The organism is Enterobacter sp. E20 (assembly GCF_000801755.2).
Taxonomy (GTDB): domain Bacteria; phylum Pseudomonadota; class Gammaproteobacteria; order Enterobacterales; family Enterobacteriaceae; genus Enterobacter; species Enterobacter asburiae_B.
This window is the reverse complement of record NZ_CP012999.1, coordinates 2499765-2526596: the sequence shown is the minus strand read 5'-3', so window position 1 is coordinate 2526596 and position 26832 is coordinate 2499765. Positions and strand designations below refer to the sequence as shown.

The 26832-nt window shown below is 57.0% G+C and carries 23 protein-coding genes and 1 pseudogene; 17 read left to right on the top strand and 7 right to left on the bottom strand.

Annotated elements, in window-relative coordinates:
* Position 1: 1 nt before the first annotated feature.
* Positions 2–1348, bottom strand: coding sequence for an SrfA family protein (locus NI40_RS11900; protein WP_039262873.1), 1347 nt, complete (start codon positions 1346–1348; stop codon positions 2–4).
* Between the two features lie 283 nt (positions 1349–1631).
* Between NI40_RS11900 and NI40_RS11895 the strand changes: the two genes are divergently transcribed.
* Together NI40_RS11895 and NI40_RS11890 are read left to right on the top strand one after the other, a co-directional pair.
* Complete coding sequence (locus tag NI40_RS11895) at positions 1632–3230, top strand: ABC transporter substrate-binding protein (RefSeq protein WP_039262871.1); 1599 nt, start codon at positions 1632–1634, stop codon at positions 3228–3230.
* A gap of 101 nt (positions 3231–3331) precedes the next feature.
* Positions 3332–3565 (top strand): YdcY family protein, encoded by a 234-nt coding sequence (locus tag NI40_RS11890; RefSeq protein WP_039262870.1) that lies wholly within the window; start codon positions 3332–3334, stop codon positions 3563–3565.
* Positions 3566–3568: 3 nt separating this feature from the next.
* Here NI40_RS11890 and NI40_RS11885 read toward each other — a convergent pair whose 3' ends face one another.
* The gene (locus tag NI40_RS11885; RefSeq protein WP_039262868.1) at positions 3569–4018 is read right to left on the bottom strand and encodes a DMT family transporter; all 450 of its coding nucleotides are present in this window, start codon (positions 4016–4018) and stop codon (positions 3569–3571) included.
* Positions 4015–4533: a GNAT family N-acetyltransferase gene (locus tag NI40_RS11880; RefSeq protein ID WP_039262867.1), complete on the bottom strand. Its 519-nt coding sequence runs from the start codon at positions 4531–4533 to the stop codon at positions 4015–4017. Before NI40_RS11880 ends, NI40_RS11885 begins: the two co-directional genes overlap by 4 nt.
* A 148-nt stretch (positions 4534–4681) precedes the next feature.
* On the opposite strand from NI40_RS11880, the gene NI40_RS11875 reads away from it, so the two are divergent.
* The 3 genes from NI40_RS11875 to NI40_RS11865 all read left to right on the top strand — a co-directional run bounded on the left by NI40_RS11875 (position 4682) and on the right by NI40_RS11865 (position 7287).
* Positions 4682–5257 (top strand): helix-turn-helix domain-containing protein, encoded by a 576-nt coding sequence (locus NI40_RS11875; protein WP_023311983.1) that lies wholly within the window; start codon positions 4682–4684, stop codon positions 5255–5257.
* 65 nt (positions 5258–5322) lie between these two features.
* On the top strand, positions 5323–6363 hold the full coding sequence (locus NI40_RS11870; protein ID WP_039262866.1) for an NADP-dependent oxidoreductase: 1041 nt from the start codon (positions 5323–5325) through the stop codon (positions 6361–6363).
* Between the two features lie 255 nt (positions 6364–6618).
* Positions 6619–7287, top strand: a complete 669-nt coding sequence (locus NI40_RS11865; RefSeq protein WP_023311981.1) for a GntR family transcriptional regulator — start codon at positions 6619–6621, stop codon at positions 7285–7287.
* Positions 7288–7406: 119 nt separating this feature from the next.
* Here the strand turns inward: NI40_RS11865 and pqqU are convergent, their stop codons facing one another.
* Positions 7407–9521 carry a TonB-dependent receptor PqqU gene (gene pqqU, locus NI40_RS11860; protein ID WP_039262864.1) on the bottom strand — a complete coding sequence of 705 codons (2115 nt, stop codon included), beginning with the start codon at positions 9519–9521 and terminating at the stop codon, positions 7407–7409.
* A 242-nt stretch (positions 9522–9763) separates the two neighbouring features.
* Here pqqU and yncE point away from each other — a divergent pair, with 242 nt between their 5' ends.
* Entirely contained in the window at positions 9764–10825 is a 1062-nt protein-coding gene (gene yncE, locus NI40_RS11855) for a 7-bladed beta-propeller protein YncE (RefSeq protein WP_039262863.1), read from the top strand.
* Between the two features lie 48 nt (positions 10826–10873).
* Here yncE and ansP read toward each other — a convergent pair whose 3' ends face one another.
* On the bottom strand, positions 10874–12370 hold the full coding sequence (gene ansP, locus NI40_RS11850) for an L-asparagine permease (RefSeq protein ID WP_039262862.1): 1497 nt from the start codon (positions 12368–12370) through the stop codon (positions 10874–10876).
* A 434-nt stretch (positions 12371–12804) separates the two neighbouring features.
* On the bottom strand, positions 12805–14340 hold the full coding sequence (locus tag NI40_RS11845) for a methyl-accepting chemotaxis protein (protein WP_039262861.1): 1536 nt from the start codon (positions 14338–14340) through the stop codon (positions 12805–12807).
* A gap of 345 nt (positions 14341–14685) precedes the next feature.
* On the opposite strand from NI40_RS11845, the gene NI40_RS11840 reads away from it, so the two are divergent.
* The 11 genes and pseudogenes from NI40_RS11840 (at position 14686) to NI40_RS11785 (ending at position 25091) form a co-directional block, all read left to right on the top strand.
* Complete coding sequence (locus tag NI40_RS11840) at positions 14686–15225, top strand: AAA family ATPase (RefSeq protein ID WP_039262987.1); 540 nt, start codon at positions 14686–14688, stop codon at positions 15223–15225.
* A 110-nt stretch (positions 15226–15335) separates the two neighbouring features.
* On the top strand, positions 15336–16337 hold the full coding sequence (locus tag NI40_RS11835; protein WP_039262860.1) for an LLM class flavin-dependent oxidoreductase: 1002 nt from the start codon (positions 15336–15338) through the stop codon (positions 16335–16337).
* Positions 16334–17455: a M20 peptidase aminoacylase family protein gene (locus NI40_RS11830; RefSeq protein ID WP_039262859.1), complete on the top strand. Its 1122-nt coding sequence runs from the start codon at positions 16334–16336 to the stop codon at positions 17453–17455. Before NI40_RS11835 ends, NI40_RS11830 begins: the two co-directional genes overlap by 4 nt.
* Positions 17456–17471: 16 nt before the next feature.
* A pseudogene (locus NI40_RS24295) lies at positions 17472–19735 on the top strand (NtaA/DmoA family FMN-dependent monooxygenase).
* A 9-nt stretch (positions 19736–19744) separates the two neighbouring features.
* Complete coding sequence (locus tag NI40_RS11815) at positions 19745–20254, top strand: GNAT family N-acetyltransferase (RefSeq protein ID WP_032656866.1); 510 nt, start codon at positions 19745–19747, stop codon at positions 20252–20254.
* 9 nt (positions 20255–20263) lie between these two features.
* A complete protein-coding gene (locus NI40_RS11810; protein WP_039262857.1) occupies positions 20264–21190 on the top strand; it encodes an amino acid ABC transporter permease in 927 nt (308 codons plus the stop codon).
* Positions 21174–21947, top strand: coding sequence for an amino acid ABC transporter ATP-binding protein (locus tag NI40_RS11805; RefSeq protein ID WP_039262856.1), 774 nt, complete (start codon positions 21174–21176; stop codon positions 21945–21947). Before NI40_RS11810 ends, NI40_RS11805 begins: the two co-directional genes overlap by 17 nt.
* Before the next feature lie 9 nt (positions 21948–21956).
* Entirely contained in the window at positions 21957–22844 is an 888-nt protein-coding gene (locus NI40_RS11800) for an ABC transporter substrate-binding protein (protein ID WP_039262855.1), read from the top strand.
* A 166-nt stretch (positions 22845–23010) separates the two neighbouring features.
* Positions 23011–23628 (top strand): glutathione S-transferase family protein, encoded by a 618-nt coding sequence (locus NI40_RS11795; RefSeq protein WP_039262854.1) that lies wholly within the window; start codon positions 23011–23013, stop codon positions 23626–23628.
* A gap of 37 nt (positions 23629–23665) precedes the next feature.
* On the top strand, positions 23666–23896 hold the full coding sequence (gene pptA, locus NI40_RS11790) for a tautomerase PptA (RefSeq protein WP_023335848.1): 231 nt from the start codon (positions 23666–23668) through the stop codon (positions 23894–23896).
* 193 nt (positions 23897–24089) lie between these two features.
* The gene (locus NI40_RS11785; protein WP_039262853.1) at positions 24090–25091 is read left to right on the top strand and encodes a Kdo(2)-lipid IV(A) acyltransferase; all 1002 of its coding nucleotides are present in this window, start codon (positions 24090–24092) and stop codon (positions 25089–25091) included.
* Positions 25092–25136: 45 nt separating this feature from the next.
* Here NI40_RS11785 and NI40_RS11780 read toward each other — a convergent pair whose 3' ends face one another.
* The gene (locus NI40_RS11780) at positions 25137–26822 is read right to left on the bottom strand and encodes an NAD-dependent malic enzyme (protein ID WP_045143080.1); all 1686 of its coding nucleotides are present in this window, start codon (positions 26820–26822) and stop codon (positions 25137–25139) included.
* Between the last annotated feature and the right edge of the window lie 10 nt (positions 26823–26832).

The following is a 26832-nucleotide window of genomic DNA, read 5'->3' as shown; positions in this document are numbered from 1 at the left end:
ATCAGGCACCTGCTTTCTTGAACGTCAGGGGAACGACGGTATTGGCATCATAACGGGCGCGACATTCTGCGATATCGCTGGCGCCTGCTTTACAGGCAACCTCCGGCATCGGGTAGCGGGAGCCGTCGGTGCAGCGGGCAGTACCGCGACTTTTAATCATCAGCTCGCCGTTGCTGTGCAGGCCGGAGAACACTTCCGCGCGGCAGACTACGTTGTCGCCATGGACAACCCGGGCGAAGCCCTTATTGTTCTGGATCTGATAGCGCATTGACGGCGGCTTGCCGGTAACCGGATCTTTCACGTCCAGAACCGCACGCCAGGTGCCGTTCAGGAAACGCGTCGATCCCGCTTTCACCTGATTCGCTTCCATCACCATGGCATCTTTCGGGATGGCGACAATCACCACCGGGGCAGGCTGTGGCGCAGGCGCCAGAGCAGGCTCTTTTTCTTTGCTTGCCAGGACCTCTGCCTGATGCAGCGGTAATTTCATGGCCAGCGGCTCAACCGCTTTGATCGGCTTAGGCGCAATCTCGACGGGCTGAGGTGCAGGCGCCGGGGCGGGTTCAGCGGAAGGCGGCTGTTTTGGCCACAGCAACGGTGCGGCAATGGCGGCAACGATTACTGCGGCAACCGGCAGCGTCCACAGGGGAACGCGGCGCTTTTTCGCGACGATCGGCACAGCCGGTTCCTGAACGGGTTGCGCAACGGCCGGGGCCGGCTCAGGCTCATACAGATCTTCCGGCGTGATGCGCACCACCGTGGAAGGGGCGATCAGCGGCTCGTCGGCGTGTTCAAAGGCCACCACCGGTTCTGGCTCAGGCTCGGGTTCAGGATCTTCAATCACAACGGGGGCGGGCTCAGGGACCAGCGATTCACGCAGGCAGTCGAGGACATCGTCGCGCGCATTTTCGTTCAGGTTTACAAACCCCCAGAAGCTGATGACCGGCTTTCCGTCCACCAGGAAGAGGAAGTTTTCACCCGGGAACTGAAACGCCTTTGACAGCAGAGACCCAAAAAGCTGCTGCGCGGTTTTGGGGGACTGGAGGCATTTCTTGCTTAACGACTCAACGCTGGCTAGCGTGTTTTCCAGGTAGCGCAGGGCGCGATAACGGTCATCTTCATCGGCCGCTTTCCAGCTGGTTACGCTCCCTTCAACGGGGGAATACCAGTCCACGCGGTCACCGCTGTCGTTGACCTGCGGAATAGCCAGACAGTCGACGATGGCCTGTTGTTTGCGCAACCGGAGCGCTTCCCGGATTTGTAACGCTGATTCAAAAACGGCTTGTCCGCCGCCGCCCACGGCCTGAAAGTCATCCAGGTTACCGCTGCGTAAAAGAGTTTTTGCCACGATTTGATCCCATATACTTCTTCACACCGTTACTTTAACGAAACGAGGAAGCAACCAAACGGGGGAAGAGACGCTAAAAGGAGCGATTTCTTGCGGCATAGAAAGTGACGGTTGTGCTTGACGAATAATGGCCCTTAAGGCAAATCACCTTTTCGGGCGCTGGCTGTTAAAACAGCAAAAAACGCGGCTTTAGAATAACCTGATAGTGTTTCGTTATTTGCCAGGTCATATCGCCTGTGCTGTTATTACTGTCTTATATAATAAAACTGTCAGGGTTATAACCATGTCTACAGGGAAAACACTGCTCGCCCTTGCGCTGAGCGCGCTGTTACCAGCCGGTGCCGCATGGGCGGCAAACAACGACACCCTTATTTACTGTTCTGAAGCGTCACCCGAGTCCTTCAACCCGCAAATCGCCAGCTCTGGCCCGTCTTTTGTGGCCAGCTCTCAGGTACTGTACAACCGCCTGATCAATTTTGACCCGGTGAAAAACACCCCGGTCCCGTCGCTGGCGGAGTCCTGGACGATTTCGCCGGACGGCAAGACCTATACCTTTGCCCTGCGCAAAGGGGTGAAGTTCAACAGCAATAAATACTTCAAACCGACGCGCGACTTTAACGCCGATGACGTTATTTTCTCGGTTCTGCGTCAGAAAGACCCTAAACACCCGTATCACAACGTGTCGCAGGGCAACTACGAATACTTTAACGACGTCGGGCTCGATAAGCTGATTCAGGACGTGAAAAAGGTCGACGACTATCACGTTCAGTTCACCCTCAGCGAGCCTAACGCCGCGTTTCTGGCCGACTGGGGGATGGATTTCGCCTCGATTCTTTCCGCCGAATACGCCGACGCGATGCTGAAAAAAGGCACGCCTGAAAACGTGGACACCTGGCCGATTGGCACCGGGCCTTATGTCCTGCAGCAGTACAAGGTAGATTCGCTGATTCGCTACGTCGCTAACCCGAACTACTGGGAAGGCGAGGTGCCGACGAAGCATCTCATCTTCTCCATCACGCCGAACGTGGAAACCCGTCTGGCGAAGCTGCAGACCAACGAGTGCCAGATTATTCCTGCACCGTCCCCGGTTCAGTTTGACGCCATCAAGAACAACAAAGACCTGACGCTGCACTCGGTCGATGCGCTAAACGTCGGCTATCTGGCGTTTAACACCGAGAAAAAACCGTTTGATAACGTGCTGGTGCGCCAGGCGCTTAACTACGCGACCGACAAGAAGGCTATCGTCAATGCGGTCTTTATGGGTTCCGGTACGGTGGCAAAATCGCCGATCCCGCCAAATATGCTGGGCTTTAATAAAGACCTGAAGGACTACAGCTACGATCCTGAAAAAGCGAAAGCGCTGCTGAAGCAGGCGGGGCTGGAGAAGGGGGCGGAAGTCACGCTGTGGTCAATGCCGGTTCAGCGTCCGTACAACCCGAACTCGCGCCGTATCGCCGAGATGATCCAGAGCGACTGGGCGAAAGTCGGCGTGAAGGCCAAAATTGTCTCTTACGAGTGGGGGGAATATCTCTCCGGAATGCGTAAAGGCGAACATGACTCCGCGCTGTTTGGCTGGATGTCCGATAACGGCGACCCGGACAACTTTGCCGACGTGCTGCTGGGCTGCAACAGCATTAAAACCGGATCAAACGCCGCGCGCTGGTGCGATAAGGGTTATGATGATCTGGTGCAAAAAGCGAAGCTGACCAGCAGCCCGGCCGAGCGCGCGAAACTCTACGGCCAGGCGCAGGTGATCTTCTACCAGCAGGCGCCGTGGATCGCACTGGCAAACGGGAAAACGTTCTATGCGACCCGCAGCAACGTGACCGGATACAGCGTGAGCCTGATGGGCAGCGATTTCTCTAAGGCGAAGCTGAACTAAGCGTTTTATTGCCGGGTGGCGGCTACGCCTTACCGGGCCTACATTTGGCACCCGTAGGCCCGGTAAGCGTAGCGCCACCGGGCACATTACAAGGAGTGACAATGTCACATTTAAGCGAAGTTACCGCCCGTGTGGATGCCGCTATTGAAGAGAGCGTCATCACCCATATGAATGAACTGCTGATCGAATTAAGCGATGACGCAGAGCTCAGTCGTGAAGAACGCTACACCCAGCAGCAGCGTCTGCGTACCGCGATTTCGCACCACGGTAAGCAGCATAAAGAGGAGTTGGACGCGCGTGAGGAACAGCTGACCAAAGGCGGCACCATACTGTAACGATCAAAACTGGCGTCGCGCCACCAGCCAGGCCCCGACGACCAGCATCACCGCGCCGCATACCGGGCCAATCAGGGCGCGCAGCGGAATGCCGTGGCTCCTCAGCACGTCCATTACCAGCCCGCCAATCAGCTGGCTTGCCACCAGCACGGCGATAGTCGTCGCCGCGCCAACGTTCTGATACCCGCTAATGCTGGCAAACACGAAAAACGACCCCAGCAGCCCCGGAATAAGCGTCCACCAGCGCACCGTTGCGGCCAGCTCGCTGAATCCGGAGACGCCCTGTTTCAGCAGCAGAATGCTGACAAACAGCACAATGCCGACCAGGGAGTTCAGCAGCATCGCGATAAGAATGGTGGAGGAGGACTGGGTGATGCGCACCATTAAGGTATTTTGCACCACCAGACCTATTCCCGCCGCCACCAGAAACGCCAGGGTCAGGGATTGATTCATGGGATAGCGTCCGGATCGCTGCGCTCGTCCAGCTGCAGCTGCATAAAGGTTAAGTCCAGCCAGCGGCCAAACTTGGTTCCCACCTGCGGCATCTGCCCCGTGGTGACAAAACCAAGCGTTTCGTGGAGGTGAATCGAGGCATGGTTTTGCGCTTCAATACCGGCCACCATCACGTGTTTGCCTATGGCGCGGGCCTCGTTTATCAGCGCGATCATCAGCGTGCGGCCAATGCCTTTTCCCTGATGGCCCGGATGGACGTAGACCGAATGCTCAACCGTATGACGGAAACCGTCGAAGGCGCGCCAGTCGCCGAAAGAGGCGTAACCGGTGATAACGCCGTTTTCTTCACTCACCAGAACCGGGTAACCCGCGAGCGTGCGCGCCTCAAACCACGCGATTCGGTTATCGGTATCGACGGTTTTATCGTTCCAGATCGCGGCAGTATGCAGCACCGCGTGGTTGTAGATTTCGCCTATCGCAGCGCAGTCTTCCTTGCAGGCATGACGAACGATCATGATTAACCCTCTGTGTGTTGTTTACTATAGTATTACATTATTCCTACGATATTACACAATCGTATCGCCCGATCGCTACGGCATAAGCCATATTTTTTTGTTATCAAAAGCCCATTGAAATGCCGTTCATACACTATAGTATGACGTCATGAACACCATAACAGACACGATGAATCAACGGATTAGCGCAAGAATTCGCCTTGAACGCGAGTCTCGCGGATGGTCCCTGAGCGAGCTTGCTGACCGGGCCGGGGTCTCGCGCGCGATGATCCACAAGATTGAACGCGGAGACAGCAGCCCGACGGCCACCTTGCTTGCTCGCCTGTCCGGCGCGTTTGGTATCAGCATGTCAACGCTTATTGCCCGGGCCGAAATGCAGGAGGGCAAGCTGCTGCGCCTTGCCAACCAGCCCGTCTGGCGAGATCCGCAGACACACTACCTCCGCCGCCATGTTTCTCCCCGCACCGATCTGCCCATCGACCTTGTTCAGGTTGAACTGCCCGCGGGCAGCGATGTTCCGATGCCTGCATCATCTTACGCGCTGGCACGCCAGCTTATCTGGCTCCAGTCCGGCGAGCTCGTGTTTCAGGAGGGCGATACGCGCCACGAAATGCACGCCGGAGACTGTCTCGAGCTGGGGCCGCCAAATGACTGCCGGTTCATCAACGAAACGAATGAAACCTGCATCTATCTGGTTGTACGGCTTAACCAGTCTGCCTCGTAATGCTAATGCGATAACGCGGATCCTGAGCCAGGCTGTAATGACATTTGTACCAGAAGGAGATCCCGATGAATCAACCTGTTTCGCAAAATCGCCGCTGGGTACTGGCCTCCCGTCCTCAGGGTGCGCCGGTCGCGGAAAATTTTCGTCTCGAAACGCAGCCGGTTCCCGCCCCGGCTGAAGGGCGGCTTTTGCTGCGTACCGTCTGGCTGTCGCTGGACCCGTACATGCGGGGGCGCATGAGCGATGCGCCATCCTATTCCCCTCCGGTTGAGATTGGCGCGGTGATGGTGGGGGGAACGGTTAGCCGCGTTGAGCAGTCGAATCATCCCGATTTCAAACCGGGTGAGTGGGTGCTGGGCTACAGCGGCTGGCAGGAATATGAACTCTCGGACGGCAGCGGCCTGGTGAAGCTGGGCGAAAATCCGTCACATCCTTCCTGGTCACTGGGTATTCTGGGCATGCCGGGCTTTACCGCCTATATGGGATTGCTGGATATCGGGCAGCCAAAAGCGGGCGAAACGCTGGTGGTCGCCGCGGCGACAGGCCCGGTTGGCGCGACCGTCGGGCAGATCGGTAAAATCAAAGGTTGCCGGGTGGTCGGGGTCGCCGGTGGGGCTGAAAAATGCCGCCATGCCGTTGAGGTCCTCGGGTTTGACCTGTGTCTGGATCATCACGCGGCCGACTTTGCCGAACAGCTGAAACGCGCCTGCCCGAACGGGATTGACGTCTATTATGAAAACGTCGGCGGGAAAGTATTTGACGCCGTGCTGCCGTTACTGAATACCTCCGCGCGCGTGCCGGTGTGCGGCCTGGTGAGCGGCTACAATGCGACGGGCCTGCCCGAGGGGCCGGATCGCCTGCCGCTCCTGATGGCGACCATCCTGAAGAAACGCATTCGTATGCAGGGCTTTATCATCGGCCAGGATTACGGTCACCGCATTAAGGAGTTCCAGGAAGCGATGGGGCGCTGGGTGCAGGAGGGCAAAATTCACTATCGCGAACAGATAACGGACGGACTGGAGAACGCGCCCGAGGCGCTGATTGGCCTGCTCGAAGGGCGTAACTTCGGCAAAGTCGTGATTCGCGTCGCGGGTGACAATAAATAAACAGCATTATGGCGGGGTTTCCCGCCATATTTATTTGTGAAGATACGATATATTGTCTTTAATTAATGGACATGGCATTTCGCGCCCGCATCCCGGATGGGCCCGGAACCAATAAAAAAAACAAACTTTGCTTTTTTGATGTTTTTACGTACTTCCCACCACCAGGCATGACGATACAGGATATATCGGACCAGCGTCGTTTTATTAAAACTGGCGTTTAAAAATAGCATTAAGTTTTAGCTACAGGAATTGAACATGCTTGATTTGGACCACTTAGAAAAAGCCCAAAGGGTCAGTCTTACCATGCAAGTTGAACACAGTTTGAAAGGAGCGTTAATTACAGGCTCACTCAAACCTGGGGCACGACTGATTACGAAAGAGATTGCCGATAAATTAGGAACCAGTATTACCCCTGTTCGCGAGGCGCTTTTGCGGCTGGTGTCATCAGGGGCGTTACACGCCACGCCGGCGCAGGCATTTCTGGTTCCGGAGGTCACGCTGGAGCGCTATAACGAGATTAACGCTATCCGCAAGCAGCTTGAGCCGATGGCGGTCGCCGCGGCCTGTCAGAATATGTCTGATAGCAAACTGGAGGCGTTGCGCAAATTGTCGGATGCCTTTCATGAGGCCATGCGCAACGGGAACGTCCAGCAGGCGTTGCATGCGAATCGCGTCTTCCGGTTTACGCTTTATCAGTATGCAGAAATGCCAACGCTTAATGCCTTAATTGAGCAGCTGTGGGTACGCATCGGGCCCTGTATGAACTATCTGCATCAGGAGCTTAACGACATCAAAGCCTCGACATATCACTATGACGAACTGCTTTCCGCCCTGGAGCGAAGAGATGTTGTTGCCTGTCAGAAGGCGATTGATAAGGTGATTGATGAAGCGAATTTGCTTTTACAGCGACAATATTTTAACTAAGAGATTATTTAGCAGAGCGACTATATTTCGCCCCTAATTATTTATCTGGTGAATAACTCCTGATGGTTTATTGCCATCAGGAGCGTTATTTCATTAATTAAATAAACTTTTCTTATCGCTTACTCGAAGCGATAAGAGACCGACAGCCCGACCCCGTAGTTACGGCCTGGTGCAGGCTCGTAATAACGACCGTTAGACTCGTTGACAATAACCGAGCCCGCGTACTCTTTATCGAACAGGTTATCGACGCGGCCAAAGACGTCCATGCCCCAGCTGCCGTAGTTGAATTTGTACCCGGTGTTCAGCCCGACCACCGTATACGATGGCGCTTTCGCCGTATTCTCGTCATCGGCCATGATATCGCTCATGTAGCGCACGTCTGAACCCGCGTACCAGCCTTCATCCGGCTGCCAGCCAAACGAGGCGTAACCCATGTTGCGGGCAATGCCCGGCATCCGGTTACCGTTACAGTCTGCGTCGCTGCAGACGTTAGTCCGGTAGGTGGCATCAAGGTAAGTCCACGCCATCTTCAGCTTCCAGTTCTCGGCAAACTGCTGGTCGAGGGAGACTTCCACCCCCTGACGACGGGTTTTTCCGGCATTTTTATAGCTGGTACGCCCGCCAGAGCTGGCATCCACCACGATCTCATCATCCGTATCGGTGCGGAACAGCGCCGCGGTCAGCAGGCCATTGCCGATGCGGGTTTTGCTGCCCACTTCATACGTGTTGTTGGTGGACGGCTGCAGGCCGATGTTCAGGCCGCCCTGGTTATCGGCGCGATAGGAGAGCTCGTTGATGGTTGGCGTTTCGAATCCCCGCCCTGCGGCAGCGTAGAGGTTCCATGCGTCCGTCACCGCATACTTCACGGAACCGGCCGGAAGCCACTTGTGATAGCTCGCGTCACCGCTGTCATCGCCGTTGCCCGGCGTAACGTAATGGTCGTTGGAATCAAACCAGACCGAGCTGTAGCGCACCCCCGCATCCACCGACAGTTTCTGCGTCAGCTGCCAGCTGGTTTGCAGGTAAGGGTCAACGTTCCACATCAGGTTACGTTCGTTTCGACGCTTGTCACCCTTCACGCCGTAATCCGGCACGCCGTTGTTCATCACGAAGTTCTCGTATCCGCGACGATCTTCGCTCAGGTTTTCGTAGTTCAGGCCGGTAGTAAACGTCACCGGCACCAGCAGCTCGCCGCGGTGCGTCCAGCGGGTATCCACGCCCTGATAGTGTCGCTGCATATCGATCACACCGCCGGAGTGGGAGGCTTTCAGCTGCGGCTGATACGGAATCGACTGGTACTGCGTCATTTCACGCTCGCCGGCGTACATCATCACGCTGAGATCGTCCTGGGTGCTGAGCTGACGATCGTAGCGCAGACCGGCCTGGGTCTGCTTGATGGTCTTGCGGGTGTTGTACTGATCGCCGCGCGGAGACTGACGCGGATTGTTCTGCCACTCCTGATAGCTCAGCCCGCCCGGATCGTTGGCCTTCATGTCCACGCTGTTGAAAATCAGCGTCAGCTTACTGACGTCATCAATGCGCACGCCCAGTTTGGCGTTAGCGAGGTTTTTGCGCGCGCCGCTGTGGTCGCGGTAGCCTTTGGTGGTGAAGCGGGTGGTGGAAACGGTGTAATCCACATCGCCCGCGTGGGTGCCGTCACCCATCGCGCCGGTGGCTTTCATGCCGTAGCGCCAGGTACCGTAGCTGCCGTAATAGCTGCTGGCTTCAATGGTCGGCGGCTGCTGCCCGGTCTGGGTGTTGATGTTAATCACGCCGCCGGAGGCGTTGCCGTAAAGGGCAGAGAAGGGGCCGCGCAGCACTTCAACGCTCTCCACGCTGGAGAGATCGATGTTAGAGGTCTGGCCCTGTCCGTCCGGCATGGTGGCAGGGATACCGTCGACATACATACGGATACCGCGCACGCCAAACGTTGAGCGGGCACCAAACCCACGCATTGAAAGCTGGAGATCCTGGGCATAGTTCTGGCGGTTCTGAATTTGCAGTCCCGGGACGCTGCCAAGAGATTCAGACAGGTTGATGCGCGGCGCGGCGTGGCGCATGTCATCGCCATTGACGACGCTGACCGCGGCCGGGGTATCCAGTTCCGATACGGTTTGCGGCGTGGCGCTGACGATCATGGTCTGTTCCTCCGCGCTCATTGCGGTTAGCGGCGCGAAAATAACGGGAACCAGCAGCAGCGGGAGAGAAGCCTTACGGGCAGAAATGATTTTCATGAATAAAACCGGTTGTGGTGTATAAACGAACCAAATGGAACATGTCCATACATGTTAAAGGTTTTGTAAATGTTTTGAAAACTATAACCGTACATTGCGTTAATGAAAGGCGAAGCGCGAAAGAAAAACTCCACATTCAGTTCATTAATGATTACTATTCTCATTATCAAAAGGCAATGCCATGACGTTGCCTGCCGGAAGTGATGTCAGCCCAAACCCCTCTTTTCAGAAAAGGAATTGTTATGTCTTTACGTCATCTGTGCTCGCCGCGTCTGAGCCTGTCACTGCTGTCTGCCACTTTACTGCTTGCCGGGACGTTCCAGGTGCATGCCGCCGAAGAGGTGCTGCGTAAAGCGGTGGGCAAAGGGGCGTATGAAATGGCGGTCAGCCAGCAGGAGAATGCGCTGTGGGTGGCGACCTCGCAAAGCCGCAAAACCGATAAGGGCGGAGTTATCTATCGCCTTGACCCGGTCACCCTGGACGTGACGCAGGCGATTCATAGCGATCTCAAACCCTTTGGCGCCACGCTCGACGGCGCGACGCAAACCCTGTGGTTTGGCAACACCATCAACGGCGCGGTGACGGCCATCGATGCGAAAACGGGCGACGTGAAAGGGCGTCTGGTGCTTGATAATCGCCAGCGCAGCGAAACCGTGAAACCGTTGCAGCCGCGCCAGCTGGTGGCGGATGACGCGAGCAACACGATTTACATCACCGGCGTCGGCAAAGAGAGCGTGATTTGGGTGGTGGATGGCGCCACGCTGAAGCTGAAAGAGACCATTGCCAATACCGGTACGTACAGCACCGGTCTGGCGCTGGATGCGCAGGCGAAACGCCTCTATACCACGAATGCGGACGGCGAGCTGGTAACCATAGATACGGCCACCAATAAAATCCTGAGCCGCAAAAAGGTGCAGGATGACGGTAAAGAGCACTTCTACCTGAACCTCAGCCTCGATACCGCCGGCCAGCGCGCGTTCCTGACCGATTCAAAACAGCCGGAAGTGCTGGTGGTGAACCTGAAAGACGGCAGCGTGATTGAGAAAATCGCCGCGCCGGAGTCCCTGGCGGTCCTGTTTAACCCGGCCCGCAATGAAGCCTATGTGACGCACCGTGAAGCCGGCAAGGTGAGCGTGATCGACGCGAAAACGTATAAGGTCACAAAAACCTTCGACACGCCGGTCTACCCGAACAGCCTGGCGCTCTCTGCGGATGGCAAAACCCTGTACGTGACGGTGAAACAAAAATCGACTCGCCAGCAGGAAGCCACCCAGCCTGACGACGTCATTCGTATCGCGCTGTAAATAAAAAAGGGAAGGCATTTGCCTTCCCTTTTTGATGCTTACGGACGCTTAACGCGAGGTTTCTTCCACCAGCGGTGCGTCGTGTTTTTCATCATCGTGATGAACCGGCGCGGTGCTGTGGATCTCGTGAACGCGCTTACGCACGCCGAACCAGCCGGCAATCAGCAGCACGGCCAGCAGAGGAATCGTCGCGATGGTGTAGGTACCGTTCGGGTAGTCAAACGCCATTAACACCAGCACGCTGAACAGGAACAGCAGGGTGAGCCAGGAGGTCACCGGTGCGCCCGGCATCTTGAAGCTCACATCAGCCGCTTTGCCTTCTTTGATCGCTTTGCTCAGACGCATCTGGCAGACTACGATGAAGGCCCAGGAGGCGATAATCCCCAGTGCAGCCACGTTCAGAACGATCTCAAATACGCGGGACGGCACCAGATAGTTCAGGAACACGCCAAAAACGTAAACCACCAGCGTTGCCAGAATCCCCGCATAGGGAACCTGCTGCTTGCTCATCTTTGACATGAACTTCGGCGCAGAACCGCCCATCGACATGGAGCGCAGGATACGACCGGTAGAGTAAAGACCGGAGTTCAGGCTGGAGAGCGCCGCCGTCAGGACCACGATGTTCATGATGCTGCCAACGTAAGGCACGCCGAGCTTAGAGAAGAAGGTCACAAACGGACTCTGACCTGCCTGATAGGCAGTCCACGGGAGCAGCAGAACCAGCAGCACCACGGAACCGACGTAGAACAGACCGATACGCCAGATCACGCTGTTAATGGCTTTTGGCACCATGGTCTGCGGATCTTTACATTCACCTGCTGCGGTGCCCACCAGTTCGATAGAGGCGAAGGCGAACACCACGCCCTGAACCAGAACCAGCGCAGGCAGCAGACCGTGTGGGAAGAATCCGCCGTTATCGGTTATCAGATGGAAGCCGGTGGCATTGCCGTCCAGCGGCTTGCCGCTGCCGAGGAAGACGGTACCCACGACCAGGAACACCACGATGGCCAGCACTTTTACCAGCGCAAACCAGAACTCCATCTCCGCGAACCACTTCACGCCGATCATGTTCATGGTGCCGACAATCGCCAGCGCGCCAAGCGCAAAGACCCACTGCGGCACATCGCCAAACGCGCCCCAGTAGTGCATATACAGCGCAACGGCGGTGATATCGACAATACCGGTCATCGCCCAGTTGACGAAGTACATCCAGCCCGCAACGTAGGCCGCTTTTTCACCGAGGAATTCACGGGCGTAAGAGACGAAGCTTCCGCTGGAAGGGCGATGCAGCACCAGTTCGCCCAGCGCACGAAGAATAAAGAAAGAGAAGATCCCGCACACCAGATAGACCAGGGCGAGAGCAGGGCCAGCCATTTGCAGACGCGCACCCGCACCTAAAAACAGACCCGTTCCGATAGCGCCGCCGATGGCGATCATTTGAACCTGACGGTTGCCCATCGCTTTGTGGTAGCCCTCTTCGTGGGAGTTCAACCAGCGACGTTTAGCAGCATGATGATCGGCTGCGCTTTTATTGCTTGTTTTCATTGAGTTACCTGTTTGCCTGTCTGAACCGTTATCGTGATAGTCCTGCCTGGCAGAGCGCAATACAAACGATTGCTTCTGCGCAAACACATGTCGCCTTCCCAGTCATTCTGCGTATGGATAAGGCGAAACATGGCGAGGCATCCTACCTGCAATTCATAAGCGACGCAAAATATAACCGTGCCGAAAGTGATGCGCGTCGAAGGAAATCGTGTGGTCAGAGCAGACGGCGATCACAACACGCTGAATCGTGATGAGTTTTTAGACAAAACATTTGGCGGGTTGATTATTTAATCATCAGAATCTCTTAATTATTACCAGGTGGTAAAGATTTTAACTGTTGCAGAGCATCCGCCTGTAACCTGAAAGCGGTAACAGGCTGACGACGGCTCTGCGATAACGCACAAAAATGGCCTCAGGCTTCAAAACCCCAGCGGCTAACCGCCAAAAACGGCAATCGCCTGCTGCAGGCGCGTGGTGCGCTGCGTCAGGTGATTCGCCGCGTGAGTGACGTTATCCACCATCCCCGTATTGTTGTGGGTCATTGCGCCGATACGGGAGATGGAGGCGTTGATGAGTGTCAGCGCCTGGGTTTGCTCCTGCGTGGCGTGGCCGATCTCCTTAATCAGGGAGGAGACCCGCAGCACGTTGTCGATCATGACCGTAAGCTGCGTTTCGGTTTGTTCTACTTTCTCCACGCCAGCGTTGACGCTGGCGACGTTTTTCTCAATCAGCGCTTTGATCTCTTTCGCCGCCGTCGCGGAGTGCTGCGCAAGGTTGCGCACCTCGGCCGCCACCACGGCAAAACCGCGCCCGGCTTCACCTGCACGCGCCGCTTCCACGGCAGCATTCAGCGCAAGAATGTTGGTCTGGAAGGCGATACGATCGATAACGCTGATAATATCGACGATCTGGCTGTTATCCTGCGACACGGATTGCATCATACCGATGGTCTCTTTCATCATCGCTTCACCGCGGTGGGCGCTGTCGCGGGTGCGATCCGCCATCTCCGTGGCTTCTTTCGCTGTTTCTGCCGTCTGCTCCACCGCGCTGGCGATCTCTTCCACCGCGGACGCGGTTTGCTGCAGGAAGTCTGCGGTCTCTTCTGAACGCGTCTGCAGCGCCGCACCTTCTTTCGCGACCTGCTGGCTGATGGTGCCAATCCCGCTGATTTGCGCCCCGACATCGTCAACCAGCGAATTCAGATTCAAACCGGATTGATTCACCAGGCGCATCATCAGCCCGATGTCGTCGATCCTGTCAAAATGGTAATAGTCCGTTTTACGTCCTGAAACCACGCGCTGCATCTGTTGCACAATAGATTTTACCGGACGGGCGATCTGCGCATGAAGATAATAGGTCAGGGCAATAAACAGCAGCGCCAGACTTCCCGACTGCACAAGTTTATCAGGGAATAAATACACCGCGAGGCAGGAGAGTAACGCCGTCGTCGCAATACCCAGATGGATACGTTTACTGGTGCTGAGACATTTAAAGAGCGACATAAACGAAAATAAACCGCGCCGAACCAGTAACCCTTTATAAAAGCGGTAATGTTTTAATTCGTTATTACGCACTTTTGCATACAGTTTTTCACTGGCCGCAATCTCTTCCCGCGCGGGTATATTTCGCACGGAAATATACCCCGTCAGGGATCCACCCTGCCAGACAGGCGTTACGTTTGCCCGCACCCAGTAGTGGTCGCCATTATGACGACGGTTCTTCACCAGCCCCGTCCAGGTCTCACCCTGCTGCAGGGTATACCACATGTCGCCAAACGCTTCGGCAGGCATGTCGGGATGGCGGATGAGGTTATGCGGCTCACCCAGAAGATGTTCTTCTTTATATCCGCTGGCTTCAATAAAAGCGGAATTAGCATAGGTAATATGGCTTTTGGTATCGGTGGTCGACATTAACGTCGAACCATCGTTAAGTAAATACTCGTTTTGTGTAACGGGACTGTTACGCCTCATGAGTAACTCCATGATGATGTGCAAGAATAAAAAATGCCCGGAAAATGCTCCGGCAAGATTAATGTGATTATTTTTATATAACGGACTGCTGCATATTCTGTCTGAAATTCTGACTGCCTGAAATACCCGTTGTTCATTATTTTTAATCTGTTAATGTTCGCGAATGTAATAAAAATGAAAATATTTTCAGGGGCGTATTCTGGAGTCGCTGCAAATAAACGACATAACCCAAACTGAAAGAGGGAGATCGTCTCTCAGGAAAAATTGTCATGCTGAAATAGCGTTTCGTTAACAGGATGAAAACGCTATCATTTGGTCAGTTTTCGTTATTACAGTGAGGCTGAGGTGAAAATTAACGTCATCGGGACCAGCGGGAGCGGAAAAAGCACGCTGGCAAAGCAGATTGCGACCGAACTGGCTATTCCCTATATCGAGATGGACAGACTCTACTGGCGACCTGACTGGCAGGGAACGCCGGACGATGTGTTTCAGGAAAAGCTGGAGCAGGCGCTACAGGCTTCGCCAGACTGGGTGCTTGACGGCAACTATAACCGCACGCGGCCGGTGAAATGGCGTAATGTCGACGTTGTGGTGTGGGTGGATTATGGCTTTGCCCGCACCCTCTGGCAGGCGGTCACCAGGGCAGTCAAACGCGCCTGGCATAAGCGCGAGCTCTGGCCCGGCACCGGGAACAAAGAGAGTTTCCGGCGCGCGTTCTTCAGCAGAGAGTCCATTCTCATCTGGACGATGAAAACCTGGCGTAACAACCGCACGCGTTATGAAGCCGATCTGCAAAACCCGCAGTATGGGCATATTCGCTTCGTCCGCATTACCCGGCGCGGGCAGGGGAAAACGCTGATTGCCGACTTAAAGTCTTATTCTTAGCATGGTTTTATATATCTGATTTCCGGCAAACTAAATGTAAATTAATTGTTTCTCAGTGGTGAAATGCGCCTTTAATAATGTCGACATGTTAAGTCAAACGAGAACGCAACATGTCATGGCGAATCAGCATTCTGGATAAAAGCCCCATCGCTGAAAACGAAACGGCTGCCGATGCGCTGGCGCGTACGCTGGCGCTGGCGCAGCAGGCAGAAAATCTGGGCTATCACCGCTTCTGGATTGCCGAACACCACAACACTCCCCACCTTGCCAGCCCCTCGCCGGAGCTGCTGATTGCCTGGATCCTCGGGCAAACCACGCGCATCCGCGTCGGATCCGGCGGCGTGATGCTTCAGCACTACAGCCCTTATAAAGTCGCCGAGAATTTCAACGTGCTGGCCGCGCTGGCGCCCGGCCGCGTGGATCTCGGCGTCGGAAAAGCCCCCGGCGGGCTGCCGCTCTCAACCCGCGCGCTGCAGCAGGGGCTGAATCAACAGGAAAAGGGCAGCTTCGCCGAACAGCTGGCCCAGCTCGATCGCTGGATCCGTCCTGAGCATCAGTCTCATGAAGAGGCCGTTCGCGCCACGCCGCTGCCGCCGCTGCCTGCCGAGGGTTTCCTGCTGGGCGCGAGTACCGATAGCGCGCTGCTGGCCGCCGGGCTCGGCTGGCACTTTGTCTTTGCCGCGCATCTGAACGGCGATCCGGAGCTGCTGCGCGAGGTGGTCTCGACCTGGCGTAAGCACAGCGCTCGGGACGTGATTGTGGCGGTACAGGCGATTGTTGCGCCGACGCAGGCCGAAGCGGAAGCCCTGGCGCAGAAGGTCGAAGTGTGGGGCGTTGAGCTGGCAAACGGCCAGCGTGTCACCGTGGCCAGCGAAGAGCAGGCCTACGCCTTTGCGCGCCAGGCGGGCAGCGAGCCGGTGCGCATTGCACGTCGGGCGCAGTCGCTGCTGGCGGGTACGGCTGAGTCGGTGCTGGAACAGCTTAACGCCCTGCATGAAAAGTGGGGCATTGACGAATTTATCATCGACACGCCGGTCGCGGAGGGGGCAACGCGCGTCGCGTCGCTGCGCCTGCTTGCCGAGGCGCGTCTTAACAAGGAGGTCACCGTATGAGCTTTGGCGAACAGCTGATTGCCTGGCGTCGCGAGCTGCACCAGAACCCGGAGCTCTCCGGCCAGGAAGTGGAAACCACAACGCGCCTGCGCCAGTGGCTGACGAATGCCGGGATCACCCCGCAGCCTTACGACCTGTCGACCGGGCTGGTGGCGGAAATCGGCTCGGGCAACAAACTGATTGCGCTGCGCGCGGATATCGACGCCCTGCCGATTGAAGAGCGCAGCGGCGTGCCGTTTAGCTCCCAGCGTGCAGGCGTAATGCATGCCTGCGGACACGATATCCACACCAGCGTGATCCTCGGCGCCGCGTTAAAGCTGAAAGAGCGGGAAGCCTCGCTTAACGGCCGGGTGCGGATCCTGTTTCAGCCTGCCGAAGAGAACTTTGGCGGTGCGAAGAGCATGGTGCGGGCCGGTGCCCTGCGCGACGTCAGCGCCATCTTCGGCATGCATAACGAGCCCGGCCTGCCGGTCGGTGAGTTCGCTACCCGCGGCGGGCCGTTTTATGCCAACGTCGATCGCTTCGTGATCCGCATTACCGGTAAGGGCGCGCACGCCGCACGTCCGCACGAAGGCAATGACGCCATCGTGCTGGCGAGCCAGCTGGTGACGGCGCTGCAAAGCGTCGCCAGCCGCAACGTCAATACGCTGGATTCGGTGGTGCTGAGCGTGACGCGCATTGCAGGCGGTAACACCTGGAACGTGCTGCCGGAAAGCGTCGAGCTGGAAGGCACGCTGCGCACCCACCGCACGGAAGTGCAGCAGAACGTGAAAGCCCGCGTGGGCGAAATCGCCGCCGGGTTTGCCAGCGCCTTTAGCGCGCAGATTGATATCACCTGGTATGCCGGGCCCACCGCGCTGGTGAACGACGAGCGCTGGGCCGATTTCGCCACCTCGGTCGCCAGAGAAGCAGGCTACGAAACCCGGCACGCCGAGCTGCATATGGGCGGGGAAGATTTCGCGGTCTATCTGCAGCAGATCCCGGGGGCGTTTGTCAGCATCGGCAGCAACAGCCCGTACGGTTTACACCATCCGGCATTCAACCCGGATGAGGCATTAATTGAGCCCGCTGCCCGCTATTTTGCACAGCTTGCGGAAAAAGCCCTGCAACACGTTTAATTCTGAAGAGGTGAATATGTCTGCACATCGTCAACTGCGGCTCGGGACCATTTTGCATGGTGCATCGGGAAATATGTCCGCCTGGCGTCACCCTGAGGCCGTCGCCGATGCCAGCATCAATTTTGATTTCGTCAAAGCGACGGCGTTAAAGGCGGAGGAGGGCAAACTCGATTTTTTATTCGTTGCCGACGGTCTCTATATCAACGAGAAATCGATCCCGCATTTTTTAAACCGCTTTGAACCGCTGACGGTGTTATCCGCTCTCGCCAGCATCACCTCGCGCCTGGGGCTGGTGGGAACCTTATCCACCTCCTACAGCGAGCCCTTCACCACGGCACGCCAGTTCGCCAGCCTCGACCACCTCAGCAACGGGCGCGCGGGCTGGAACGTGGTGACTTCGCCGCTGGAAGGGTCAGCGAAGAACTTTTCCCGTGAAAAACATCCCGAGCACGCGCTGCGCTATCGCATTGCGGATGAATATCTCGACGTGGTGAAAGGGCTATGGGATTCCTGGGAAGGTGATGCCTTTGTGCGCAACAAAGAGAGCGGTCAGTTTTTTGACCCGGCCAAATTGCATACCCTGGACCACCACGGTGATTTCTTCCAGGTCGCCGGGCCGCTGAATATTGGTCGAACGCCGCAGGGGCGGCCGATTGTCTTTCAGGCGGGCGCGTCGGACGACGGGAAAAAGCTGGCGGCGAAACATGCCGACGCCATTTTTACCCATCACGAGACCCTCGATGAGGCAAAAGCCTTTTATCGCGACGTGAAGCAGCAGCTGGAAAGTAACGGACGCCGCGCGTCAGAATTACATATTTTCCAGGGCGTCAGCGTGATTGTGGGTAAAGACGCCGATGACGTGGAAAACCAGTATCAAACCACGGCGGCGCTGGTGTCGATTAACGATGCCCTCAACTACCTCGGACGCTATTTCGAACATCACGATTTCAGCCAGTACCCGCTCGACGAGCCGTTCCCGGATATCGGCGACTTAGGCAAAAACAGCTTCCGCAGCACCACTGATGAAATTAAGCGTAACGCCCGCGAGCGCAGCTTAACCCTGCGTCAGGTCGCGCTGGAAGCCGCCTCGCCGCGCCCGCGCTTTTCCGGTACGCCGGAAGAGGTGGCCGACGGCCTGCAGGCCTGGTTTGAAGGCTATGCCGCAGACGGCTTCATCATTCAGGGCGGCACGCCGGACACCTTCCCGCGCTTTGTTGACCAGGTGGTGCCCGTTTTACAGGCGCGCGGCCTGTTCCGTACCGACTACCCGGGCACCACGCTGCGCGAAAGCCTCGGCTTAGACGAACCTAAAAACCAATACACACAACAATAAAAGAGAACCCCGCTATGCAGAAAACAACGCTTATTCTGGCGCTCGCGCTGGCCTTTACCCCTGCCGTCTGGGCAGAGAATGTGAATATTAACGGCACCGGCGTCAGCATCGAGGCCAATAAAACGCCGGTTAATACCGTCAAAAACAGCGAGGCGGTGGCACAGCTGCCGAAAGATTATCGCTTCGCCGTGCCGGGGAAATTTACCGTGGCGGTGGCGGGCCTCAATCAACCGCCGCTGACGGTGTTTTCCGACGACAACAAAACGCTGCTGGGAAGCGAGGTTGACGTCGCCCGTCTGGTCGCAGACAGCCTCGGGCTGGAGCTGAACGTGGTGCCAACCTCCTGGGAAGACTGGCCGCTGGGCGTGGCTTCCGGAAAATATGACGCGGCCATCAGCAACATCACCGTCACCAAAGAGCGTAAAGAGAAGTTTGATTTCGCCACCTACCGCAAAGATTCCCTCGGGTTCTACGTGAAATCAACCAGCCCGATCAAGTCGCTGCAGAAGGCGGAAGACATCGCCGGGCTGCGGATTATCGTCGGCTCCGGCACCAACCAGGAGGCCATTCTGCTGGCCTGGAATGCCGAAAACCTGAAGAAGGGGCTGAAGCCCTTTACCCCGATCTACACCAAAGACGATGCGGCACAAACGCTGGCCCTGCAGTCCGGGCGCGCGGATGCCTACTTTGGCCCGAACGTGATTGGCGCCTGGAAAGCGGCGCTGAACGGGAAAACCAAACTGGTGGGTAGCGTCGACGGCGGCTGGCCGAAGGCGGCGCACATCGCGGTCACGCTGAAGAAAGGCAGCGGGCTGGTTGAGCCGGTGCAAACCGCGCTGAACGGCGTGATCAAAAACGGCGACTACGACAAAGTGCTGAACCGCTGGGGGGAAGGTGTTGAGCGTATTCCTCAGTCAGAAGTGAACCCGGCTGGCCTGGGCGATTAAGGAGGCGTGATGAGCGAACGATTTCGTGATGTTTCACCGGAAGACGCCGAGCTTCAGCCCATCATCGAGGGGCTGTTCGGTGAATATGCCGCCCGCTACGGGGACTACTTCTCCAAAGACGCGGAAGTTGAGCTCACCGAGTGGTATTTAGCGCCGCAGGGGCTGTTTATTGTACTTGAGCGCGACGGGAAGATTATCGCCACCGGCGCGTACAAACCTTTCGACGAACGCACCGCGGAAATCAAACGCATCTGGACGGACAAAACCCTGCGTCAGCAGGGGCTTGCCGGGCGCGTGGTGCAGGAGCTTGAGCGCAGGGCGGTGCTGGCAGGATACAGCCAAATTTACCTGACAACCGGTTTTCGCCAGCCGGAAGCGGTACGGCTCTATCTCAGCCAGGGCTATCAGGCGCAGTTCGATCTGAACCGCGATCCGGAAGAGTACAGCCAGCCGCCGTTTGACGGTCGGCTGCGCTTCACCAAAACGCTGGTACGCGAAGCGTTCAGTAAAACCGCATGAGGAACGACGATGAGCAACGTTGAAACCATTAAGGTGGTCCCGGCGCGTTATCCGCTGCGGGCCGTCGGCGCCGCGGTGGCGCTGTTTGTCCTGGCGGTCGTGATTCAGTCCGTGGCCTTTAACCCGCGCTGGGAGTGGGCGGTGTTTGCCCGCTGGTTCTTTGACCCGGTGATCCTCGAAGGTGTCGGGCAGACCCTGCTGCTGACCCTGATCGGCACCGCGCTGAGCGTAGTGCTTGGCGGCATGCTGGCGCTGGCGAGACTCTCTTCATCCTGGCTGCTGAGCAGCCTGGCGTGGGCCTATATCTGGCTGTTTCGGTCGCTGCCGCTGATCGTGGTGCTGATCATTCTCTACAACTTTTCCTATCTCTACGACACGCTTTCGCTCGGCGTGCCGTTCACCGGCATCACCTGGGGCAGCTTTGAAACCATCAACGTGCTGGGTCAGTTTTCTACCGCCGTGGTGGGGCTCACCCTGGTGCAGAGCGCCTATACCGCCGAGATCGTTCGCGGCGGATTCCTCGGGGTCGATCACGGCCAGTATGAGGCCGCCGCCGCGCTCGGTCTGCCGGCCTGGCGACGCACGGTGCGCATCATTTTGCCTCAGGCGCTGCGCACCATTCTGCCGTCGGGGTTCAATGAAATCATCAGCCTCGCCAAGGGTACGGCGATGGTATACGTCCTGGCGATGCCGGAGCTGTTCTATACCATCCAGATGATCTACAACCGCACGCAGGAGGTGATCCCGCTGCTGATGGTCGGTGCCGCTTGGTACCTGGCGATCACCACCGTCCTGTCCGCTATCCAGTATGGCGTCGAGCGCGCGCTTGCCCGCAGCGAACGCCGCTCTGCCGTTAACCAGAACCGTGCCGTCCGTCGCACCCGTTCTGTCACCACCACGCCAGCACAGGAGCCCGTCCATGCAAGCCTCTCCTGAAGGACATATTTCGATTACCGGCGTCAGCAAGTATTTCGGTCGCCATAAGGCGCTCGACAACGTTTCGCTGGAGATCCCGCCCGGGTCCGTGACGGTGATCCTCGGGCCGTCCGGCTCCGGCAAATCGACGCTGCTGCGCACCATTAACCACCTGGAGCGCGTCGATGAAGGTTTTATTAAGATCGACGGAGACTACATTGGCTATCGCCGTGAGGGCGACAGGCTGTATGAGCTGAAGGAGAAGGAGATCCTCAAGCAGCGTGTCAACGTGGGCTACGTGTTTCAGAACTTCAATCTCTTTCCGCACCTCACGGTGCTGGAAAACCTGATTGAGGCGCCCATCGCGCATAAAAAGCTCAGCAAAAAAGAGGCGGTGGAAAGGGCGTACAGCCTGCTGGACGTGGTCGGGCTGCGGGACAAAGCCGATGCCTGGTCTCGTCATCTCTCCGGCGGGCAGCAGCAGCGTATTGCCATTGCCCGCGCGCTGGCGCTGCGTCCCCGCGTGATGCTGTTTGATGAGCCCACCTCGGCGCTGGACCCGGAGCTGGTGGGGGAAGTGTTAGACGTGATCAAAAAGCTGGCCCGGTCCGGCACCACGCTGGTGGTAGTGACCCACGAGATCGGCTTTGCCCGTGAAGTGGCGGATCAGGTGGTGTTTATGGTCGACGGAAAAATCGTCGAGCAGGGAAGCAGTGACGAGGTATTAAACCGTCCGTCACATGCGCGAACGCGCCAGTTTCTCTCCAAAGTCTTGTAAGGAGTGCCAATGAAATATGGACTTCTGGCGGGGCTGGTCTTCACGACGGCGAGCCACGCCAGCATTGATTTGAAAGCCAACGAGCAGCCGCTGCCGGTGACGGTGGATCGGCAGGCCGTGGCGAAGATCCCCGCCAATTACAAATTCGTTGAGCCGGGTACGCTGACGGTCGCCGTTTCGGCGCTGAATTCTCCGCCGCTGGCGCTGCTGGCCAGCGATAACCGCACGCGCATCGGCAGCGACCCGGATATCGCCCGCCTGCTGGCGGGCAGCCTGGGGCTAAAGCTGAAGCTGGTGCCGACGGCGTGGGAAGACTGGCCGCTCGGGATCGCCTCCGGGCGCTACGACGTGGCGCTAGTGAACATTGCGGTGACCGAACAGCGTAAAGAGAAGTTTGATTTTGCGACCTACCGGGTCGATTCGCTGGCGTTTTCAGTGAAATCCACCAGCGAGATCCAGTCAATCAAAAGCGCGGAAGATCTGGCAGGGAAAAAGGTGATTGTTGGCTCCGGTACCAATCAGGAACGCATCCTTTTGGGCTGGAACGAAGAGAACAAAAAGGCCGGGCGAACGCCTGCGCTGCCGGTCTATCTCCACGACGATGCCTCGGGCAATCTCTATATTCAGTCCGGCAGGGCGGACGTGTTCTTTGGTCCGCAGTCGGTATCGGCCTATAAGGCTGCGCTCACGGGCAAAACCCGCGTCGTCGGTTTAGGGCCGAAAAAAGCCTATGTCGCGACCACCACCAAAAAGGGCAATGAGCTGGTGTACGCGCTGCAGGCCGCGCTGGACGGCGCGATTAAGCGGGGTGATTACCAGAAGGTGCTGGCGCGCTGGGGCGAGCAGGGCGAAGCGGTGGCGCAGTCGGAGGTCAACCCGCCTGGGATAACCTACTAATGGTGCTCTATACCCAAAATAATTCGAGTTGCAGGAAGGCGGCAAGGGAACGAATCCCCGGGAGCGTACACAAGTACGTGACTGGGGTGAGTGAGTGCAGCCAACGCACCTGCAACTTGAAGTATGACGGGTATACACTTAGGGTTTTCATCCCTGCGGAGGCAACATGATTAAACTCTATGGCGTACCCGGCTGGGGCTCGGCGATCGGTGAAGTGATGCTAACCCTGGCCGATATCCCTTATCAATTTATCAACGTGGACGGGTTTGACCAGCCCGGCCCGCAGCGCGAGCTGCTGCAAAAGCTTAACCCGCTGTGTCAGGTGCCCACGCTGGAGCTGGAAAATGGCGCCATCATGACCGAAACGGCGGCGATTGCCCTGATGGTGCTCGACAGATGTCCCGATCTCGCTCCGCCCGTGGGGCAGGCCGAACGCCAGCAGTTTCAGCGTCTGCTGATCTGGTTTGTGGCCAACGTCTATCCCACGTTTACGTATGCGGACTATCCCGAGCGCTGGGCGCCGGATGCGCCTGAACAGCTGCAGAAAAACTGCATCGAATACCGGAAATCTCTCTATTTGTGGTTCGAAACTCAGCTCAAGGCCGCCCCGTTTGCGCTGGGTGAACGGCTGACGCTGCTGGATGTTTATATCGCGGTGGCGCGAACCTGGGGGCCACGCCATGACTGGTTTGCGGCCAATACGCCGAAACTGACGGCCATCGCAGATACCGTATGTCAGCTGCCGGAACTGCACAAGGTGTTAAAGGCCAACGGTATTATCTGATAACGTGGAGCCCTGACTCACAACTGGAAGCCTGCATATGCCACACGTAGATATCAAATGTTTTCCCCGCGATTTGAACGACGAACAAAAAACCGCACTGGCCGAGGATATTGCTGAGGTCATTATTCGCCATTTCAACAGCAAAGACAGCTCGGTGTCCGTTGCGTTGAATCAGGTGAACCAGGAGGACTGGAAAGCGCAGGTCTGGGATACCGAAATAGGACCGAAGCTGGACGAATTAATCAAAAAGCCAGGCTATTCAATGTAAGCGCAATTGCCGGGGGGAACTCTTCTCCCCGGTTTTTCCCCGCCTCATCTTCCCGCTTTTTCGCAAAAATCGATAAAAATGCGTTTTATCTTATCCGTTACACTTTACGTTTCTGGCTGACAGCCCATCAATCCTTAGGAAAGATCTCAAACAGAATCAGTTAAGGACAGACACGCTAAAGGATAATTTTCTCATGACAAAATTACCCCGTTTTTCACTCGCCTTTCTTCACCCTCGTTACTGGCTAAGCTGGGCTGGCATCGCCGCGCTGTGGCTCATCATGCTGCTCCCTTATCCGCTGCTGTTCCGAATCGGCCACAGTCTTGGACGGCTGGCGATGCGCCTGCTTCCGCGCCGCGTTGAGATTGCCCGCCGCAACCTGGAGCTCTGTTTTCCGGAGATGAAAAAGGCGGAGCGAGAGTCACTGCTACAGCGTAATTTTGAATCGGTAGGAATGGGGGTAATCGAAACCGGGATGGCATGGTTCTGGCCTGCGTGGCGGGTGAAGAAATGCTTTACCGTGACGGGTTATGAGCACATGGAAAAGGCGCGGGCAAAGGGAAATGGCGTGGTGCTCGTTGGCATGCATTTTCTCACCCTTGAGCTGGGCGCGCGGATCTTTGGCATGCTTAATCCCGGCATTGGGGTGTATCGTCCGAATAATAACGCGCTGCTGGACTGGCTTCAGACGCGCGGACGCCTGCGCTCAAATAAAACCATGCTCGATCGTCATGATTTAAAGGGCATGATCCGCTCGCTGAAGCAGAATGAGATTTTGTGGTACGCCCCGGATCATGACTACGGCAAAACCAATAGCGTCTTTGTGCCGTTCTTTGCGGTTGCGGATGCCGCCACGACCGCTGGAAGCTATATGCTGGTCAAAAGCGCCAAGCCTGCCGTCATTCCCTTTGTGCCGCGCCGCAGGGCGGACGGCACCGGCTACGAACTGATTATTCTGGAGGATATCAGCGAGGCGCTGCAGGGGGGCGATAAAGAATCTGTTGCGACGCAGATGAACAGGGCGATTGAGCAGGCGGTACGGATGGCGCCAGAACAGTATATGTGGCTGCACCGGCGCTTCAAAACGCGTCCTGAAGGTCAGCCTGACCGGTATGCCCGCCGCAAGAGCGTGGCACCGCGGGCTGATATCCTGTCCGCCGCGGATCTTTCCGACCGGTCGGGCGTCCAGCACTGAGGCAGCAATCCAGCCCTCACCGTGCAGTGAGGGCTGGATCGAGGCTTACAGCGCAGACCTGCGGTACGGCGCATAGTCCGCCTGCCACCAGGTCTTCTCAATACGCGCCATCAGCGTCTCATCATCTATCGCCGGAGCCACGCCCTGTTCAATCGCGGCCCGGGCGACGGCGACGGCAATCTGGCGTGAAACCGTTTCAATCTGATCTACCGGCGGCAGCAATCCGCCTTTTTCCGTGGTGACCAGCGGAGACTGCGCGGCCAGGCTGCGGCTTGCTGCCATTAGCATCTCTTCCGTCACCCGGCGCGCGTTGCAGGCCAGCACGCCCAGCCCCAGGCCCGGGAAAATATAGGCGTTGTTACACTGGGCGATCTCGTAGTGTTCATTCTCCCAGAATACCGGGGCGAACGGGCTGCCGGTGGCCACCAGCGCGGCACCCTGGGTCCAGACGATAAGATCCTGCGGCTGGGCTTCCGCCCGCGAGGTCGGGTTCGAGAGCGGCATGATGATCGGGCGTGGACAGTGGCGATGCATCTCTTTGACAATCTCTTCGCTGAACAGCCCCGGCTGGCCCGAAACGCCTATCATCACCGTAGGATGCGCGTTCTTCACCACGTCCAGCAGGGAAATGTTCTTCGCGTCAACCTGCCAGCTGCAAACGGCGTCGCGCGCGGTAAGCAGGTTTTTCTGGAAATCGAGCAGGTTGGTCATGTCGTCGGTCAGCAGGCCGAAGCGATCGACCATAAAGATCCGTCTGCGCGCTTCCGGCTCGGTCAGACCGTCATCCACCATCAGCGCCACAATTTTTTCAGCTATCCCGCATCCGGCAGAACCGCTGCCCAGGAAGACCACGCGCTGGTCTCGAATGCGCGTGCCCGCCGCATGCGCCGCCGCCATCAGCGTACCGGCGGTGACGGCCGCCGTGCCCTGGATATCATCATTGAAGCAGCACAGCTGGTCGCGGTAGCGCTGGAGCAGCCTGGTGGCGTTTTTCTGCGCGAAGTCTTCAAATTGCAGGAGCACATTGGGCCAGCGCGCTTTAACGGTGCTGACAAACATATCCATAAACTCAGCGTACTGGTCGTCGCTGATGCGCGGGTGGCGCCAGCCCATGTACATCGGGTCGTCGAGGTGTTGCTGATTATTGGTGCCAACATCCAGCATAATCGGCAGGGTAGAGGCCGGATGGATCCCTCCACAGGCGGTATACAGCGACAGCTTGCCAATTGGGATGCCCATTCCGCCGATACCCTGATCGCCAAGCCCTAAAATACGTTCCCCGTCCGTCACCACAATCACGCGAACGTCGTTGCGCGAAAAGCTTTGCAGCATCTCATCAATACGATGGCGATTCGGCCATGAAATAAACAGGCCGCGCGCGCGTCGATAAATCGTAGAGAAATGCTCGCAGGCTTCACCGACCGTCGGGGTATAGATAATCGGTAACGTCTCTTTCAGGTGCGAACGCAGGAGGTTATAAAAAAGAGTTTCATTGGTGTCCTGAATATTTCGCAGGTATACATGACGCGAAATATCGCTTTTGAAATGACAGAACTGCACCCAGGCGCGCTCGGTTTGTTCCTCAATCGTTTCAACGTTGTGCGGCAATAACCCATGCAGATTAAAATTGTCACGCTCTTCTTTAATAAATGCGAGCCCTTTATTTAACAGCGGGTTTTCCAGCAATACGGCCCCGTTATAGGGGGTGTACAGAACTTCTTTCCGGGACATGGTTAACTCC